The following is a 13,946-nucleotide window of genomic DNA, read 5'->3' as shown; positions in this document are numbered from 1 at the left end:
TCTATCTCACCATGCGACCGACGAGTTGTGCTGTGTAGTCGACCATCGGCACGATACGGGCGTAGTTGAGCCGTGTCGGGCCAATAATCCCGAGTGCCCCGACCACGCGCGAGTCCTGATCGCGATAGGGCGCGACCACCAGAGAAGAGCCCGACAGCGAGAAAAGCTTGTTCTCCGAGCCGATGAAAATGCGCACGCCCGGTCCTTCCTCGGCCAGCTCCAAAAGCTGGATGAGCCCTTCCTTGGTCTCCAGATCCTCGAACAGATGGCGTAGGAGGTCCAGATCGGCCTCTGCCGTCACATTCTCCAGCAGGTTGGCGCGGCCGCGCACGATCAGCCGGGCGGGCAGGTCGCTTTCCGATTCCACCCACACTGCCAGACCCTGCTCGACCAGAGACTGCGAGAGCGTATCGAGGGCGGCCCGCGTTTCCTTCTTGAGACGGGCGAGTTCGGCCCGCGCCTCGGCGAGCGTACGCCCGCGTATATGGGCGTTCAGGTAGTTCGAGGCCTCGGTGAGCTGCGATGTGGTCACGCCCGCCGGCAGGTCGAGAACGCGGTTCTCCACATCACCGTTCTGCATGACGAGGATGGCAAGCGCCTTCTGCGGCTCGAGCTGCACGAATTCAATATGCTTTAGCGGCGCCTCGGTCTTGGCCGCCAGTACAACACCCGCGCCGCGCGACAATCCGGAGAGCATCTGGCTCGCCTCAGTGAGAAAGTGCTCGAGCGACTGCCCCTTCCCGGATGCCTTTATCTGCGACTCAATGATATTCCGCTCTTCCTCGGAAAGATCACCGATCTCCATGAATGCGTCGACAAAGAAACGCAGGCCCTGCTGGGTTGGGAGGCGCCCCGCCGAGATGTGCGGCGCATAAACCAGGCCCAGATGCTCCAGATCGCTCATGACGTTTCGCACGGTGGCAGGCGAAAGCTGCGTGGGCAGAAGCCGCGAGAGACTACGCGAGCCGACGGGCTCGCCGCCCTGCAGATATGATTCGACGAGCAGGCGGAAAATGTCGCGCGCCCGTGCATCGAGAGATCGAAATGTCTGGTCCAGAACTGGTTTGGTCATTGGTTTACCCTCATACAAAATATAAGAGAGAGCGTGTTAAACACAACTGCGCTTGTCGTTTCCGTGCCCACGGTTTTTCCTTTGCGTCGACGGGTTCAGAAAAGCTACAAGCCGCGCACAGCTCAATCCACGCAAATGACCCGGAGACGCGAACACAATGCGACCCTCGAAACGGCAGCCGGACGAAATGCGCGCCATCAGCTTCGAGCGCGGGGTTTCGAAACACGCCGAAGGCTCCTGCCTGGTGAAATTCGGCGATACCCATGTGCTGTGCACGGCGAGCCTGGAGGAAAGGGTTCCGGGATGGCTGCGCAATTCCGGCAAAGGCTGGGTGACGGCCGAATACGGCATGCTGCCGCGTTCCACGGGCGATCGCATGCGCCGCGAGGCCTCCTCCGGTAAGCAGGGCGGGCGGACACTGGAAATCCAGCGGTTGATCGGGCGCAGTCTGCGCGCAGTTGTCGACCTCCAGGCGCTCGGCGAAATGCAGATCACCGTGGACTGCGACGTGCTGCAGGCCGACGGCGGCACCCGCACTGCTGCAATCACCGGCGGGTTCGTCGCACTGCACGATTGCCTCACCTGGATGCAGGCGCGGCACATGATTTCCTTGGACCGGGTGCTCAAGGACCATGTCGCGGCCATATCCTGCGGACTTTACGAGGGAACGCCTGTCCTCGATCTCGATTATGCCGAGGACTCGGCGGCCGAAGCGGACAGCAATTTCGTGATGACCGGCAAGGGCGGCATCGTGGAAGTCCAGGGCACGGCTGAAGGTGAACCCTTCTCGGAAGAAGCGTTCCAGCAATTGCTGGACCTTGCCAAGAAGGGAATCGGCCGTCTTGTCGAACTGCAAAAGATGACCGTGGCATAGGACGAAGCGATGCAGCCAGCGGCCATACTGGAAGCGGCACTTTACGTCAGCGATCTCGAAGAGGCCGAACGCTTTTACGGCGAGGTGCTCGGGCTCGAACACATCTCGAAGGTAGACGGGCGTCACGTCTTCTTCCGATGCGGCAATGCGGTCCTGCTCCTGTTCAACCCGGATGCAACCGAAGTTCCGCCCGGCCCGGACGCCCGCCTGCCGGTACCGCCTCACGGCGCGCGCGGCGACGGGCACTTGTGCTTCTCCGCCAGCGCCGAGGACATCGAGATGTGGAAAACCCGGCTGCAGACACACAACATTAAGATTGAGGCCGATTTCGAGTGGCCCAAGGGCGGACGTTCCATTTATTTTCGGGATCCGTTCGGCAACTCGCTCGAGTTCGCCGAACCACGCATCTGGGGGCTTGATTGAAGCAGATCGAAAACAGGAAGTTCGTCCTCGCAAGTCACAACGCGGGCAAGCTGCGTGAATTCTCGGATCTTTTGAAGCCATTCGGCTACGACGTGCGTTCAGCGGCGGACCTCGAGTTGCCGGAGCCCGAGGAAACCGGCACGGAGTTCGAGCAGAATGCCTATATCAAAGCATTCGCGGCCGCCAGGGCGACGGGCCTGCCCGCGCTGTCCGACGATTCGGGCATGTGCGCCGACGCGCTGAACGGCGCCCCGGGCGTCTACACCGCCGATTGGGCAACGCTTCCCGACGGCAGTCGCGATTTTTACATGGCCATGGAGAAGACGGAAAACCTGCTGCGAGAAAAGGGCGCTGAGGGGCCCGAGCAGCGCCGCGCCCGCTTCGTCTGCGTCATCTGTCTGTGCTTTCCGGACGGAGAGACGGAGTATTACCGCGGCGAGGTCGAGGGGCATCTCGTCTGGCCGCCACGCGGCGATCTGGGCTTCGGCTACGATCCGGTATTCCAGCCCGAAGGCTATGAGCGTACCTTCGGTGAGATGACGGCAGAGGAGAAGCACGGCTGGAAGCCGGGCGATGAACATGCGCTCTCGCACCGCGCCCGCGCCTTCAAGAAGTTCGCGCAGGCCCGCCTGGGGGCTTCATGAATGCAAGCATGAACGGGTCTCCCGGTTTCGGCGTCTATGTCCATTGGCCCTTTTGTGCGGCGAAGTGCCCCTACTGCGACTTCAACAGCCATGTGCGCCACCAGCCGATTGACCAGCCGCGTTTTGCCGCGGCCTTTGCGCGAGAACTCGATACCATGCGGGCGCGCACGGGCCCACGTACCGTTTCCAGTATCTTCCTGGGTGGCGGTACACCCTCCTTGATGGAGCCAGGAACCGTTGCCGGGATTCTCGATGCCATCGCAGAGAAATGGGCCCTGGCGGAGGATGCCGAAATAACGCTGGAGGCCAATCCGTCCTCGGTCGAGGCAGAGCGCTTCCGCGGCTATCGGCGGGCTGGCGTTAACCGTGTTTCGCTAGGGGTCCAGGCGCTTAACGAAAAAGACCTGCGCCTTCTCGGCCGGCTCCATTCGGTCGACGAGGCACTGCACGCGATCACGCTTGCCCGCGAGACCTTCCCGCGTCTTTCATTCGACCTCATCTACGCGCGACCCGAGCAGTCGGTGGAAGCGTGGAAGGCGGAGCTGGAGCAGGCCATCGGCTATGCGGCCGATCACCTGTCGCTCTATCAGCTCACCATCGAGGAGGGCACACCCTTCTTCGCGCTTCACCAGATGGGCCGATTGAACGTGCCGGACGTGGATTTGGCCGCCGATCTCTACCACGCCACGCAGGAGGTGACGGCATCGCACGGATTGCCGGCCTATGAGATTTCCAATCACGCAAAGCCGGGAGCCGAAAGCCGCCACAATCTCGTCTACTGGCGCTATGGTGAATATATCGGCGTCGGGCCGGGCGCACATGGCCGCTTCATCGAGGAAGGCCATCGGGTCGTCACGTTCACGGAGAAATATCCGGAGAAATGGCTGGAGCTGGTGGAGCGCGACGGCCACGGTGTTTCGGGCGGCGAGACGCTGACCAGCGTGGAAGAAGCCGACGAGCTTCTGCTGATGGGACTAAGGCTGACCGAAGGCATCGATCTGCAACGCTATGAGGCGCTTGCCGGCCGCCCGCTCGCGCCGGCGCGGATCGGCGTTCTGCGTGATGAAGGCTTCGTAGAGCCGGTCGGCAATTCGCGGCTGCGCGCCACCCCCGCCGGCATGGTGGTGCTGGATGCGGTGGTGGCGGACCTGGCGCGGTAAACCCGGAAAAGCGTGTGTTTGGAGCGTCTGCTCCGGCAGTGACACCTTGGCATCATTCCGCCTCGGAGCGCGTTCAATACGATCTCACCGCTTCAGCCTGTTGCGCCGAAACTCGCCGGTGCGGGGCTTATAAGCTCCGCCGCGCCATCCCGGATCTCATAGACCGCATAGCCGCGTTCGCTCGTGCCGTCCGGCCTGAAACGGAATGTGCCGGTGTAGCCGGAAAAGCCGGCGGGATTTTGCAGCCTGGACGCCGTGAAAGCAGCCGCCCCGCCATTTTGGGTCAGTGTGGTCGCCAGAAGGGCCGTGTCATAACCGAGCGCGGAGGTAACGGAAGGCTCTGTTCCGAACCGCTCTTCATAACGCGCCTTGTAGAGATTCATACGGGCGTGGCCGACATCGGCGAACCATCCCCCTTGCAATGCCGGATCGGAAAGGTCCGCGCTTGCCCACTGGCCCGTTCCCAAAAGCTGCTTTCCGGAAAGATCAACCCCGAGTCCACGAAGGGCGGCGACGATCACCCGCGGGCTGTTGCCGCCGTCGGGTATGAAGATGGCATCCGCTTCATCGACAGCCATGGCGATGTCCTGGACAGCCGCTTGCACAGAGGCGTTTTCGTAATCATACCGGCCAACGGCAACCAGATTGCCCCCGGTCTGCCGCAGGGTCGCGCGCGCTTCGTTCTCGGCAAGCTCTCCTGCGGGATTGTTCGGCACGATGGCCACGACGTCGCCAAGGCCATGAGAGGCGGCATGGTTAAGGATCCGCCGGACCAGACCTTCCGGCAGGAATGAATTGAGATAGGTATCGGGGCCTGCCACGGTGCGGTCGGAAGAGAAGGCCACCACCGGCGTGCGGTTCGGCGTAAGAACTGCGGAGGCGGCCCGCACATTCGGAGCAAAGACCGGGCCGATGACCAGAGTTGCTCCTTCCCGGGACGCACTCTCGGCAGCAGCCCTGGCCCCGGCCTCCGTTCCGCCCGTATCCTTCACCACGATCTGCAAGGCGTCGTTTCCGCTGTCATCAAGCGCCATCCGGGCAGCGTTCCTCAGCTCAGCGGCTATTTTCCCGCCATTCCCCTCGGCCGAGAGCGGCAGCAGCATCGCAACCCGGGTGTTCCCGATCCCCAGCGTCTCGCCCTCGACTTGGCCTTCAGGCAGAGTTGCTGAAGGCTGGGCCGGCTGCATGGACGGCAAGCCGTTCGGCACGCTCGGTGTACCGCAGGCGGAAAGGAGGAATCCGGCGGCGACAATCAACAGCATGCCTGCGCGTGCTTTCAGTACGTTTGAAAAATGTGCCACTCTGCTTTTTCCTCTCACCAAGCCCGGCGGCACTTTTGCAACCGGCAGGCCAGCATGTCAAAGAGGTTGCGCAGACTACGCGATTTGCCTGTGAAGGACCGCCGTGAACAATCACGATCAGAAACGCTATTCGATTGGCAGCAGCGCGTTTTCCGCCGTGCCGCCGGAGCCCGCTCTCTATCTCGTGGCCACGCCAATCGGCAATCTGTCCGATATCACCCTGCGGGCGCTGGAGGTACTCGCCGGGACCGACATCGTCGCCTGCGAGGATACAAGGGTCACGCGCGTGCTCCTGGAGCGCTACGGCATCCAGCAGCGCCTGACGGCCTATCACGAGCACAATGCAGAGCAGGCCGGCCCTCGTCTTCTCGCGGCGCTGGAAGAGGGAAAGAGCATTGCGCTGGTCAGCGACGCCGGCACGCCGCTCGTTTCCGATCCCGGGCTCCGATTGGTGCAAGCGGTGCAGGAAAAAGGAGTCCGCGTGGTACCGATCCCCGGGCCTTCGGCGGTTCTCGCAGCGCTTACCGCCTCGGGCTTGCCGACGGACGCGTTTCTGTTTGCGGGTTTTCTGCCGGCCAAGGCCGGACAGAGGCGCAGCCGGCTGGAAGCGCTCGCGGCGACGCCGGCCACCCTCGTCTTTTTCGAATCGCCCCGGAGGCTTGCCGACAGCCTGAAGGCGATGGCCGAGACGCTGGGCGCGCGCCAGGCGGTGGTCGCGCGTGAATTGACCAAGGTTTTCGAGGAAATACGCCGTGGAAGCCTCTCCGACCTGGCGGCGCATTACGCGTCGGCAGGTGCCCCCAAGGGGGAGGTGGTGGTGTGCATCGGCCCGCCGGACGCAGCAGCTCCGGACGTGAAGGATACCGACCGGCTGTTGCTTGCGCTTTCGGAAGAGATGTCGGCATCGAAGGCTGCCGGGGAGGCTGCGCGTATGACCGGAGGAAAGAAATCCGATCTCTATCGGCGCCTTCTCACACTGCGGGCGGAAGGGGAAAAGTGAAGATCGATCCCCGCCGGAAGCGCAGGCGCGCCTATCGTAAAGGCCATCGCGGCGAATGGCTCGCTGCCGCGGCGCTGATGCTGAAAGGCTATCGCATTCTCGCGCGCCGCTATCGAACGCCCGTCGGCGAAATCGACCTGATCGCCCGGCGCGGCAGTCTGGTCATCATCGTGGAGGTGAAGGCCCGGCCCACGCTCGAGGAGGCAATGGAGGCGGTGGGGGCGCTCGCGCAGCGGCGGATCGATGCGGCGCGGACCTTTGGCTGGGGCGCCAGGCGGATCATGCCGACCTCAGCATTCGTTACGACCTCGTCGCCATCCTGCCCCGCCGCTGGCCCGTGCACGTGAAGAACATCTATTCCGGCGCGTGATTCAGCGCCGCTCCACCCGCATTGGCAGGCCTCCCTGGGGCTGCGTGGTGAGCTTCTGCACGGGCCAGGGCTTCGTCTCCGGCAGAAGTTCGAAGCGATAGCGCGACATCAAGGCGGCGAGTGCGATCACCGCCTCCTGCATGGCAAAGGTCGCGCCGATGCACACGCGCGGGCCCGCACCGAAGGGCAGATACTGGAAGCGGCCGATCTCCTCGCGATTGTCGGGATAGAAGCGGGACGGGCGATAGGCTTCCGGGTCGTCCCAGAGCTTGCGGTGGCGGTGTACGGTCCAGGGCATAACGAGGACCTGGGTTCCCCTCGGGATTTCCAGGTCCGTATAGGCGTCGTCCTCGATCGCTTCACGATTGATCGAGGGCGCAGGCGGGTAAAGCCGCATCGCCTCCTCGAATGCCGCGCGGGCGAGCGGCATCAGATCCAGCCATTTGACGGGGTCGGGCTCCCGCGCCAGCACCGCGTCTATCTCGGTCTCGATCCGCGCGCGTTCTTCCGGCAGGTTCGCCAAGCAATAAAACGTCCAGCCAAGCGCCCGGGCAGTGGTCTCGTGACCCGCGCCGATAAAGGTGATGATGTTGTCCTCGATCTCCTGTCGCGTGAGCCCGTCCGGGCCTTCCGCCCGCAAGAGCAAGGTCAGGAAGTCCTCCGGCGCATTTGCGCCATCACGGGCGAGCTTTTCCTTCCGCATCTCCATGGTGCGCCCAACGATGTCGCGGAAGAAGGCAAGCGAATTGCGCCCGAGGAGACGGGTGATGCGCGGCAGCCAATCCGGCGCGCCTAGGAGATCGAGCGGATCCACCCGCCCCATGGTTTCGAACAGGCGGTCCACCTGGTTTGCGAAACCGTCCGGTTCGCCGGCCACCTCGCCGGAAAAGAGCGTTTCGGCCAGTATATCGAAAGTCAGCATGGTCATGTCGCGCGAGACATCGGTCGTGCTGCCGATCCTGTCTTCGTAGCGCGTGGCGAACAGGTTTGCCTGCTTGAGCATCGGGCGCGCGAAACCGGCAATGTGGCGCGGTGTGAAGACCGGCGCCATGGCCTTGCGAGAGCGCCGCCAGACCTCGCCTTCCGCGGTTAAAAGGCCGTCGCGGAGAATCGGCCGGAGGATCTTCTGGCGTACGCGAGCCATCTTGTAGTTCCTGGCATTATCCACCAGCACATGACGAATGAGGCCAGGGTCATTGGCGATCAGCAGCGGCCCGCCGATCCCACCCGCGATAGAGATCCAGGGTTCGTTGTAGGAGGGCTCGCCCCACAGCTCCAGCGGGTTGCGGTAGACGATCCGCATCATCTGAAACGTCGTCGGCGGCTTTTGCCGCGGGCTCGGAGCCGGCGGGCGGAAGGAGGCGGGCTTGGTGTCCATCGGAATGTCCATCTCTTGCTATATCTATGGCCGACGCGGATACGTTCAATCGGAACCTTGCGGGGGGAACCGTGGCCGCTTCCCTGACGTTTTCTAACGTAAACGCACTCATGAAAGGGAAACCGGCATGAACTGGGATCAGGTGGAAGGAAACTGGGAACAATTCAAGGGCAAGGCCCAGCGACAGTGGGGCAAGCTCACCGATGATGACTTAAGCGTTGTGAAGGGCAACCGGCAGGAACTGGCCGGGCGTATTCAAGAGCGTTACGGCAAGGGCAAGGAAGAGGCCGAACGCGAGATTGATGACTGGCTGGCGCGGAACGACCAAGCCGGGTGATCCCCTATCTCGTCTGCCGAGCGATGAATGAGGCGATGCGCGGTGCAATCTCCGCGCGAAAACGAGAGCCGTTGAAGACGCCGTAATGCCCGACGGCCGGTTGAAGATGGTGTTCGCGCAGATCGTCCGGAAGATTGACGCACAGGTCGTGGGCTGCCCTGGTCTGGCCCACGCCCGAAACGTCGTCGTTTTCTCCCTCGATTGTCAGAAGTGCCACTGATCGAACCGCAGCCGGATCGACGGGCTCGCCCCGATGGATCATTTCGCCTTTCGGCAAGGCGTGGCGAATGAAAACCGTTTCCACCGTCTGCAGATAGAACTCGGCCGTCAGATCCATGACGGCCAGATATTCATCGTAAAATTCCCGGTGCTTTTCCGCCGAATCGCCGTCGTCTCGAACGAGATGCAGGAAGAAGTCCCGGTGAGCGGTGACGTGACGGTCGAGATTCATGGCCATAAATCCCGAAAGCTGCAGAAAACCGGGATAGACGGCGCGCATGGACCCAGGATTCGGCCACGGGACGGACATGATGACATTGTCCCGGAACCAGTCGATCCCGCGCTCCTCGGCCAGCCGGTTGACCGCTGTGGGATTGCGCCGGGTATCGACAGGGCCGCCCATCAGGATCATCGAGGCTGGCCGGTTTTTGTCCCCGCGAGCCTCCATCAGCGCAGCAGCAGCCAGGACCGGCACGGAGGGCTGGCAGACGGCCATGACGTGTGCGCCGGGCCCAAGCGCGCCGAGCATCTCGACTACGTAATCAATGTGGTCATCGAGGTCGAAGCGGCCTTGCGCGAGCGGCACCATGCGCGCGTCCGCCCAGTCGGTGATGTAGACGTCGCCGTACGGCAGCATCGCCTCCACCGTGCCGCGCAGCAGCGTCGCATAATGGCCCGACAGCGGCGCGACGATCAGAAGTTTGGGCTCACGCCCGGTTCCCGCCAAACTTTCCTTTTCGAAGTGCAAAAGCCGGCAGAACGGCTTTTCCCAGACGACATTCTCGCGAACCGCAACACTCTTTCCGTTCACCTCCGTCCGGGTGATGCCGAAGGTTGGCTTGTCGTAACGCCGGGTCGTTCTTTCGAAAAACTCCGCGGTCGCGGCGATGGTGCGCCCCCAGGCCGTATCGGCCGCTGGATTATCCGGGCTGGCGTAGAACTGCCGGACCGCATCGGCATAGGCGCGGGCGGGCTGAAGCGCCGCATGCTGCCATTCGAAAAATTGATAATACATGACGAACCGCCCGATTAGCCAAACAGTCCGCAAGTCAAAGAACATTCCATGAAGGGGAAAGTAACGTAATTCTTGTGCAATGCAAAGCGCAAATGCTGCAACGCAACAGACACTGACTACAACATCTTCCGCATGAGCACTCGCCGGGAGGGGTCAATCCCCCTCGGTACTTCCCGGTGAAAGACCTGGCGCAACACATCGCCCGCTTCTCTGAGCGGCAACTCCTCGAAATCCAGCCGGGCATAAAAAGGAGCGTTGAAGGGCACATCGCGAAATGTCGTAAGCGTCACGCCGGCATGGCCCTTCTGTCTTGCCCCGCCAACCACCTTTTCCACGAGAGCCGTCCCGATGCCCTGCTTCTGGTGGCTTGGATCCACAGCAAGCTCACGCAAGTGCAGATTCTGCTCGACGGGACCGAAGATCGCCTAACCCACGGGCTCGCCATTTCGACCGACCGCGGTCAAGGCTTCGTTGCCCACCAGGATGGCCCTATAGTCCTCCAGGCTCGTAACCGGACCGTCGGCCAACTCGGGTAGCCGTGGTCGCGGAAAAGCTCGGTCGCGCGCTGCTCGATACACAGCAGCGCTTCATCGTCCGCCGGCACCCGTGCTCTGATCGAGTAAGCCCGCTCAGCCGCTGAAACCATCAGCCGTCATATCCTTCCACCATCACCAATTCACCCTCGGCAACGGACTGCCGGATAGCCTTGGCTTCCTGATATTCAGGCGAGTTGTAACATTCCTTCGCCATTTCGAGGGAAGGGAACTCGATGACTACGTTCCGGCCGCGGCCTTTGCCTTCCATCGCTTCGTAAGTGCCTCCACGAACCAGGAAACGGGCGCCAAAACGTTCGAAAGCGGGTTTAGCGGTGGCGATGTAGTCTTTGTAGCGTTCGGGATCGCGCACATCCATATGGGCAATCCAATATCCTTTGGCCATTCCTCTTCTCCCTGACAGCCTCTAGCCTCAGCCACTCGCGGTGGTGGCGGCTTCTATTTCTTCCAAAATGGCGCTCGCGGCATTCCTCCGATCTTCCGCGCCGATGATCGGGCGCGCTACAACCAGATGGCTCGCCCCGGCCCTGATCGCATCGGCGGGCGTGACCACACGCTTCTGATCGCCATGGGCAGCACCGGCCGGGCGGATGCCCGGCGTCACAAGGGCGAGATTCGGCCCCACCACACGACGTACCGCGTTCGCCTCCGCGGCTGAACAGACGACGCCGCCCATGCCGGCATCGCGAACCTGTTCCGAGCGGCGCAAGACAAGTGCGTGCGGGTCGTATTCATAGCCCGCATCGACCAGATCCCGTTCGTCCATCGACGTCAATACGGTCACGCCCAGCAGGCAAAGCCCAGAACCCTGGGCCGCGGCAACAGCCGCACGCATGGCCTTGGGATAGGCATGGATCGTCAGCATGCTCATGCCCATGCGCGCAATGTTCTCAACGCCCTTTGCGACCGTGTTGTCGATGTCGAGCAGCTTCATATCGAGAAAGATGTTCTTGCCCGACTGGGCCAGCTCCCGCGCGAAACCCAGCCCTCCGGCGAAGACCAACTGATACCCGATCTTGTAGAACGTGACCGTGTCGCCGAGTTCGGCCACCGCTTTCTCGGCCTCCGCCAGGGTGGGCACGTCCAGACCGACGATCAGGCGGTCGCGGCTATCCTCGATCTTCACCCCTCGGCCCGCCTTGAAAAGAGCCGGGCGTGCTCTATCAGCGTACGGCAGACACGGGTCATGGATTTCTGAAGCCTTTCCTCGATAAAAGCGCCCTTTTCGTCGAACGCTTCCTGGGCGCGGGGGACGGAGCATTGCGGCGTAATCACCTCGGCCTGGATATGCACCAGCACGGCGCGCAGCTGCGCTATGGCGCGAACACCGGCAAAGCCGCCATTGGAGGAGGAGCAGAGTGCCACCGGCTTTCCGCTGAAAGCGCGCATGGGCCTGCCTTGCGCGTCTGTGCTTACGCGGCTGATCCAGTCGATTGTGTTCTTCAGAAGTGGTGGGAGGGAGGAATTGTATTCCGGCGTCGCGATGAGGACACCATCCTGATTGCTTATCTGCCGCGCCAGTTTAACGGCGTTTTCGGGAACACCTTTATCACGCTCCAGATCCTCATTGAGAATGGGGAGCGGATAGTCGAGAAGGGAAATGCGCGTCACATCTGCCCCTTGGAGCGCCAGTTCCTTCGTTGCGGCGTCTGCGGTCTTCCCGCTCAGGGCGCCACTGCGCGTGGACCCGGCGAAAACAAGGATTCGCGGCGTCATATTCTTCCTTCCGAAATCAGCTTAAGCGAACACTACTCCCTAAAAACGCTGAAATCACGCGCGGGACGGGCGACGATACAGCCACAGATGAGCCGGCGGAATGTTGCGGACGACGAAATCGAAACGTTCGACCGAATAGGATCCGCGGCCGGCTGGCACAGGTGAAACCGCGCCATAGGTGATCTGCACAATGGGCCTTCCGGCAGGAAGCAGGTCGAGCAAACGCTCGACCAGGGTAACGCGATCATTGGTGGGAAAATTCAGCAGTGGAATGGCGGAGACGACACTGTCGAAGCTTCGCCCCTTCCACGGTGCAAGCACATTGTCGAGATCGAACGCATCACCCGTTACGAAATTCACATCCGGAAAATCCGCCTGGAGGCGCTCAACGAATTCGGAAGAGTATTCGACCGAAACAAGATTTTCGGGCTTGATGCCGCGCTGCAGAATCGCGCGGGTAATGACGCCGGTACCAGGGCCGAGTTCCAGAACAAGATCGTCACGCTCGGGCCGCACAATGGACGCCATCCGCCGCGCAGTCACGCCGCTGGTTGGGATAACGGAGCCGACCTCCTTAGGCTTGTCCATCCACCCGCGGAAAAAGCGCAACTCCGCGTCAAACCGCTCGGCGAGCGTTTTTTTTCCCAAGCCTTTACCCATCCTTATCCTCCCACCCACTGGGGCGATTCGATATCTAATCTCCGAATGATTCGAAGAACTCTTTCATACGGGAAAAGAACCCTGTCGATTGCGGACTGTTTTCATGAGACGTAATCCGCTCGAATTCTTCAAGCACTTCTCTTTGTTTTTTGGTCAGATTCTGCGGAGTTTCAACCGCTACCTGAATATAAAGATCGCCGACCTGCGGCTGACGAAGGATAGGCATGCCCTTTCCGCGCAAGCGAAACTGGCGTCCGTTCTGTGTGCCTTCAGGCACTTTCACGCGTGTTTGAGAGCCATCGAGCGTGGCAACCTCGAAGGCTCCGCCAAGCGCAGCGGTGGTCATGGAAATAGGAACCTTGCAGAAGAGATCGGCCCCGTCGCGCTGAAAGAACTCGTGCGGCTTGACCGACAGGAAAATGTAGAGATCGCCGGGCGGGCCGCCGCGAAGACCGGCTTCGCCCTCGCCCGCCAGCCGGATGCGCGTGCCATCCTCGATTCCGGCGGGAATGTTGACTGAAAGCGAGCGCTCCTCCGTAACACGGCCCTGGCCGGAGCACTTCGGGCAGGGATCCTGGATGATCTCGCCGCGCCCCTGGCATTGCGGACAGGCGCGCTCGATCGAAAAGAAACCTTGTGCCGCGCGCACGCGGCCTGCGCCGTGGCACATGGGACACTGGGTGGGCGAGGAGCCCGGACGGGCGCCCGAGCCCGAGCATTCGTCACAGCTCACCGAGGTCGGCACGTGGATCTGCGCGGTCTTGCCCGTAAACGCATCCTCAAGCGTGATCTCCATATTATAGCGGAGATCCGCGCCGTGATCGCGCCCGGAGCGGCGCTGGCGTCCGCCCATGATGTCGCCGAAGATGTCCTCGAAAATGTCGGCAAATCCGCCGCCGCCGAAGCCACCGCCAGGGCGTCCGCCCATGCCCCCGTTCTCGAATGCGGCATGGCCATAGCGATCGTAGACAGCCCGTTTCTGCGGGTCGCTCAGCGTCTCGTACGCCTCGTTGATTTCCTTGAACTTTTGTTCGGCCGTCTGATCACCCGGGTTGCGGTCGGGGTGATATTTCATGGCGAGCTTGCGGAAAGCGCTCTTCAGTTCCTTCTCGTCGGCGTTTCTCGATACGCTGAGCGTCTCGTAAAAATCTGCCTTCATGAATCAGAGTTCCCGCATGTTCTTCTTACGCGGACCGGTCCCGTCCCGTGGCCGCAATTTAGGT

The 13,946-nt window shown here is 62.0% G+C and carries 16 protein-coding genes and 1 pseudogene; 7 read left to right on the top strand and 10 right to left on the bottom strand.

Features of this window, described 5'->3' with window-relative positions:
* Window position 1: 1 nt before the first annotated feature.
* Window positions 2-1,072, bottom strand: a complete 1,071-nt coding sequence (gene hrcA / locus LY631_RS02505) for a heat-inducible transcriptional repressor HrcA (RefSeq protein ID WP_274423529.1) — start codon at window positions 1,070-1,072, stop codon at window positions 2-4.
* A gap of 157 nt (window positions 1,073-1,229) precedes the next feature.
* On the opposite strand from hrcA, the gene rph reads away from it, so the two are divergent.
* From rph to hemW, 4 genes are read left to right on the top strand one after another with little or no spacing between them, the layout of a single operon-like run.
* Window positions 1,230-1,946, top strand: a complete 717-nt coding sequence (gene rph / locus LY631_RS02500) for a ribonuclease PH (protein WP_274423528.1) — start codon at window positions 1,230-1,232, stop codon at window positions 1,944-1,946.
* 9 nt (window positions 1,947-1,955) lie between these two features.
* The gene (locus LY631_RS02495; protein ID WP_274423527.1) at window positions 1,956-2,369 is read left to right on the top strand and encodes a VOC family protein; all 414 of its coding nucleotides are present in this window, start codon (window positions 1,956-1,958) and stop codon (window positions 2,367-2,369) included.
* Entirely contained in the window at window positions 2,366-3,013 is a 648-nt protein-coding gene (rdgB, locus tag LY631_RS02490; protein WP_274423526.1) for an RdgB/HAM1 family non-canonical purine NTP pyrophosphatase, read from the top strand. The genes LY631_RS02495 and rdgB overlap by 4 nt, the downstream gene beginning before the upstream one ends.
* A gap of 8 nt (window positions 3,014-3,021) precedes the next feature.
* On the top strand, window positions 3,022-4,173 hold the full coding sequence (hemW, locus tag LY631_RS02485; protein ID WP_445082822.1) for a radical SAM family heme chaperone HemW: 1,152 nt from the start codon (window positions 3,022-3,024) through the stop codon (window positions 4,171-4,173).
* A 92-nt stretch (window positions 4,174-4,265) separates the two neighbouring features.
* On the opposite strand, the gene LY631_RS02480 is transcribed toward hemW, so the two are convergent.
* Window positions 4,266-5,474, bottom strand: a complete 1,209-nt coding sequence (locus LY631_RS02480; RefSeq protein WP_274423524.1) for a penicillin-binding protein activator — start codon at window positions 5,472-5,474, stop codon at window positions 4,266-4,268.
* Between the two features lie 103 nt (window positions 5,475-5,577).
* On the opposite strand from LY631_RS02480, the gene rsmI reads away from it, so the two are divergent.
* A complete protein-coding gene (gene rsmI, locus LY631_RS02475) occupies window positions 5,578-6,474 on the top strand; it encodes a 16S rRNA (cytidine(1402)-2'-O)-methyltransferase (RefSeq protein WP_274423523.1) in 897 nt (298 codons plus the stop codon).
* Window positions 6,471-6,844: pseudogene (locus tag LY631_RS02470) on the top strand (YraN family protein). Before rsmI ends, LY631_RS02470 begins: the two are co-directional and overlap by 4 nt.
* Before the next feature lies 1 nt (window position 6,845).
* Here the strand turns inward: LY631_RS02470 and LY631_RS02465 are convergent.
* A complete protein-coding gene (locus LY631_RS02465) occupies window positions 6,846-8,222 on the bottom strand; it encodes a cytochrome P450 (protein WP_274423522.1) in 1,377 nt (458 codons plus the stop codon).
* Window positions 8,223-8,349: 127 nt separating this feature from the next.
* Between LY631_RS02465 and LY631_RS02460 the strand changes: the two genes are divergently transcribed.
* Window positions 8,350-8,559 carry a CsbD family protein gene (locus LY631_RS02460; protein WP_274423521.1) on the top strand — a complete coding sequence of 70 codons (210 nt, stop codon included), beginning with the start codon at window positions 8,350-8,352 and terminating at the stop codon, window positions 8,557-8,559.
* Window positions 8,560-8,563: 4 nt separating this feature from the next.
* On the opposite strand, the gene LY631_RS02455 is transcribed toward LY631_RS02460, so the two are convergent.
* The 7 genes from LY631_RS02455 to dnaJ all read right to left on the bottom strand — a co-directional run bounded on the left by LY631_RS02455 (window position 8,564) and on the right by dnaJ (window position 13,882).
* A complete protein-coding gene (locus tag LY631_RS02455) occupies window positions 8,564-9,793 on the bottom strand; it encodes a polyhydroxyalkanoate depolymerase (RefSeq protein WP_274423520.1) in 1,230 nt (409 codons plus the stop codon).
* A 116-nt stretch (window positions 9,794-9,909) separates the two neighbouring features.
* The gene (locus LY631_RS02450; protein WP_274423881.1) at window positions 9,910-10,191 is read right to left on the bottom strand and encodes a GNAT family N-acetyltransferase; all 282 of its coding nucleotides are present in this window, start codon (window positions 10,189-10,191) and stop codon (window positions 9,910-9,912) included.
* 247 nt (window positions 10,192-10,438) lie between these two features.
* Entirely contained in the window at window positions 10,439-10,732 is a 294-nt protein-coding gene (locus LY631_RS02445) for a DUF1330 domain-containing protein (protein WP_274423519.1), read from the bottom strand.
* A gap of 27 nt (window positions 10,733-10,759) precedes the next feature.
* Entirely contained in the window at window positions 10,760-11,467 is a 708-nt protein-coding gene (gene pyrF, locus LY631_RS02440) for an orotidine-5'-phosphate decarboxylase (protein ID WP_274423880.1), read from the bottom strand.
* Between the two features lie 2 nt (window positions 11,468-11,469).
* Window positions 11,470-12,063, bottom strand: a complete 594-nt coding sequence (locus LY631_RS02435; RefSeq protein WP_274423518.1) for an NADPH-dependent FMN reductase — start codon at window positions 12,061-12,063, stop codon at window positions 11,470-11,472.
* Between the two features lie 54 nt (window positions 12,064-12,117).
* Window positions 12,118-12,723, bottom strand: a complete 606-nt coding sequence (gene pmtA, locus LY631_RS02430) for a phospholipid N-methyltransferase PmtA (protein ID WP_274423517.1) — start codon at window positions 12,721-12,723, stop codon at window positions 12,118-12,120.
* 34 nt (window positions 12,724-12,757) lie between these two features.
* Window positions 12,758-13,882: a molecular chaperone DnaJ gene (gene dnaJ, locus LY631_RS02425; protein ID WP_274423516.1), complete on the bottom strand. Its 1,125-nt coding sequence runs from the start codon at window positions 13,880-13,882 to the stop codon at window positions 12,758-12,760.
* Window positions 13,883-13,946 lie beyond the last annotated feature (64 nt).

Source organism: Chelativorans sp. YIM 93263 (assembly GCF_028767125.1).
Taxonomy (GTDB): domain Bacteria; phylum Pseudomonadota; class Alphaproteobacteria; order Rhizobiales; family Rhizobiaceae; genus Chelativorans.
The sequence above is the reverse complement of the archived record's forward strand: the minus strand, read 5'-3'. Positions and strand labels throughout refer to the sequence as shown.

Coding starts and splice junctions, on each gene's coding strand:
- hrcA (WP_274423529.1), bottom strand. CDS start 1,072: ATGACCAAACCAGTTCTGGACCAGACATTTCGATCTCTCGATGCACGG.
- rph (WP_274423528.1), top strand. CDS start 1,230: ATGCGACCCTCGAAACGGCAGCCGGACGAAATGCGCGCCATCAGCTTC.
- LY631_RS02495 (WP_274423527.1), top strand. CDS start 1,956: ATGCAGCCAGCGGCCATACTGGAAGCGGCACTTTACGTCAGCGATCTC.
- hemW (WP_445082822.1), top strand. CDS start 3,022: ATGAACGGGTCTCCCGGTTTCGGCGTCTATGTCCATTGGCCCTTTTGT.
- LY631_RS02465 (WP_274423522.1), bottom strand. CDS start 8,222: ATGGACACCAAGCCCGCCTCCTTCCGCCCGCCGGCTCCGAGCCCGCGG.
- LY631_RS02460 (WP_274423521.1), top strand. CDS start 8,350: ATGAACTGGGATCAGGTGGAAGGAAACTGGGAACAATTCAAGGGCAAG.
- LY631_RS02455 (WP_274423520.1), bottom strand. CDS start 9,793: ATGTATTATCAATTTTTCGAATGGCAGCATGCGGCGCTTCAGCCCGCC.
- LY631_RS02445 (WP_274423519.1), bottom strand. CDS start 10,732: ATGGCCAAAGGATATTGGATTGCCCATATGGATGTGCGCGATCCCGAA.
- LY631_RS02435 (WP_274423518.1), bottom strand. CDS start 12,063: ATGACGCCGCGAATCCTTGTTTTCGCCGGGTCCACGCGCAGTGGCGCC.
- pmtA (WP_274423517.1), bottom strand. CDS start 12,723: ATGGGTAAAGGCTTGGGAAAAAAAACGCTCGCCGAGCGGTTTGACGCG.
- dnaJ (WP_274423516.1), bottom strand. CDS start 13,882: ATGAAGGCAGATTTTTACGAGACGCTCAGCGTATCGAGAAACGCCGAC.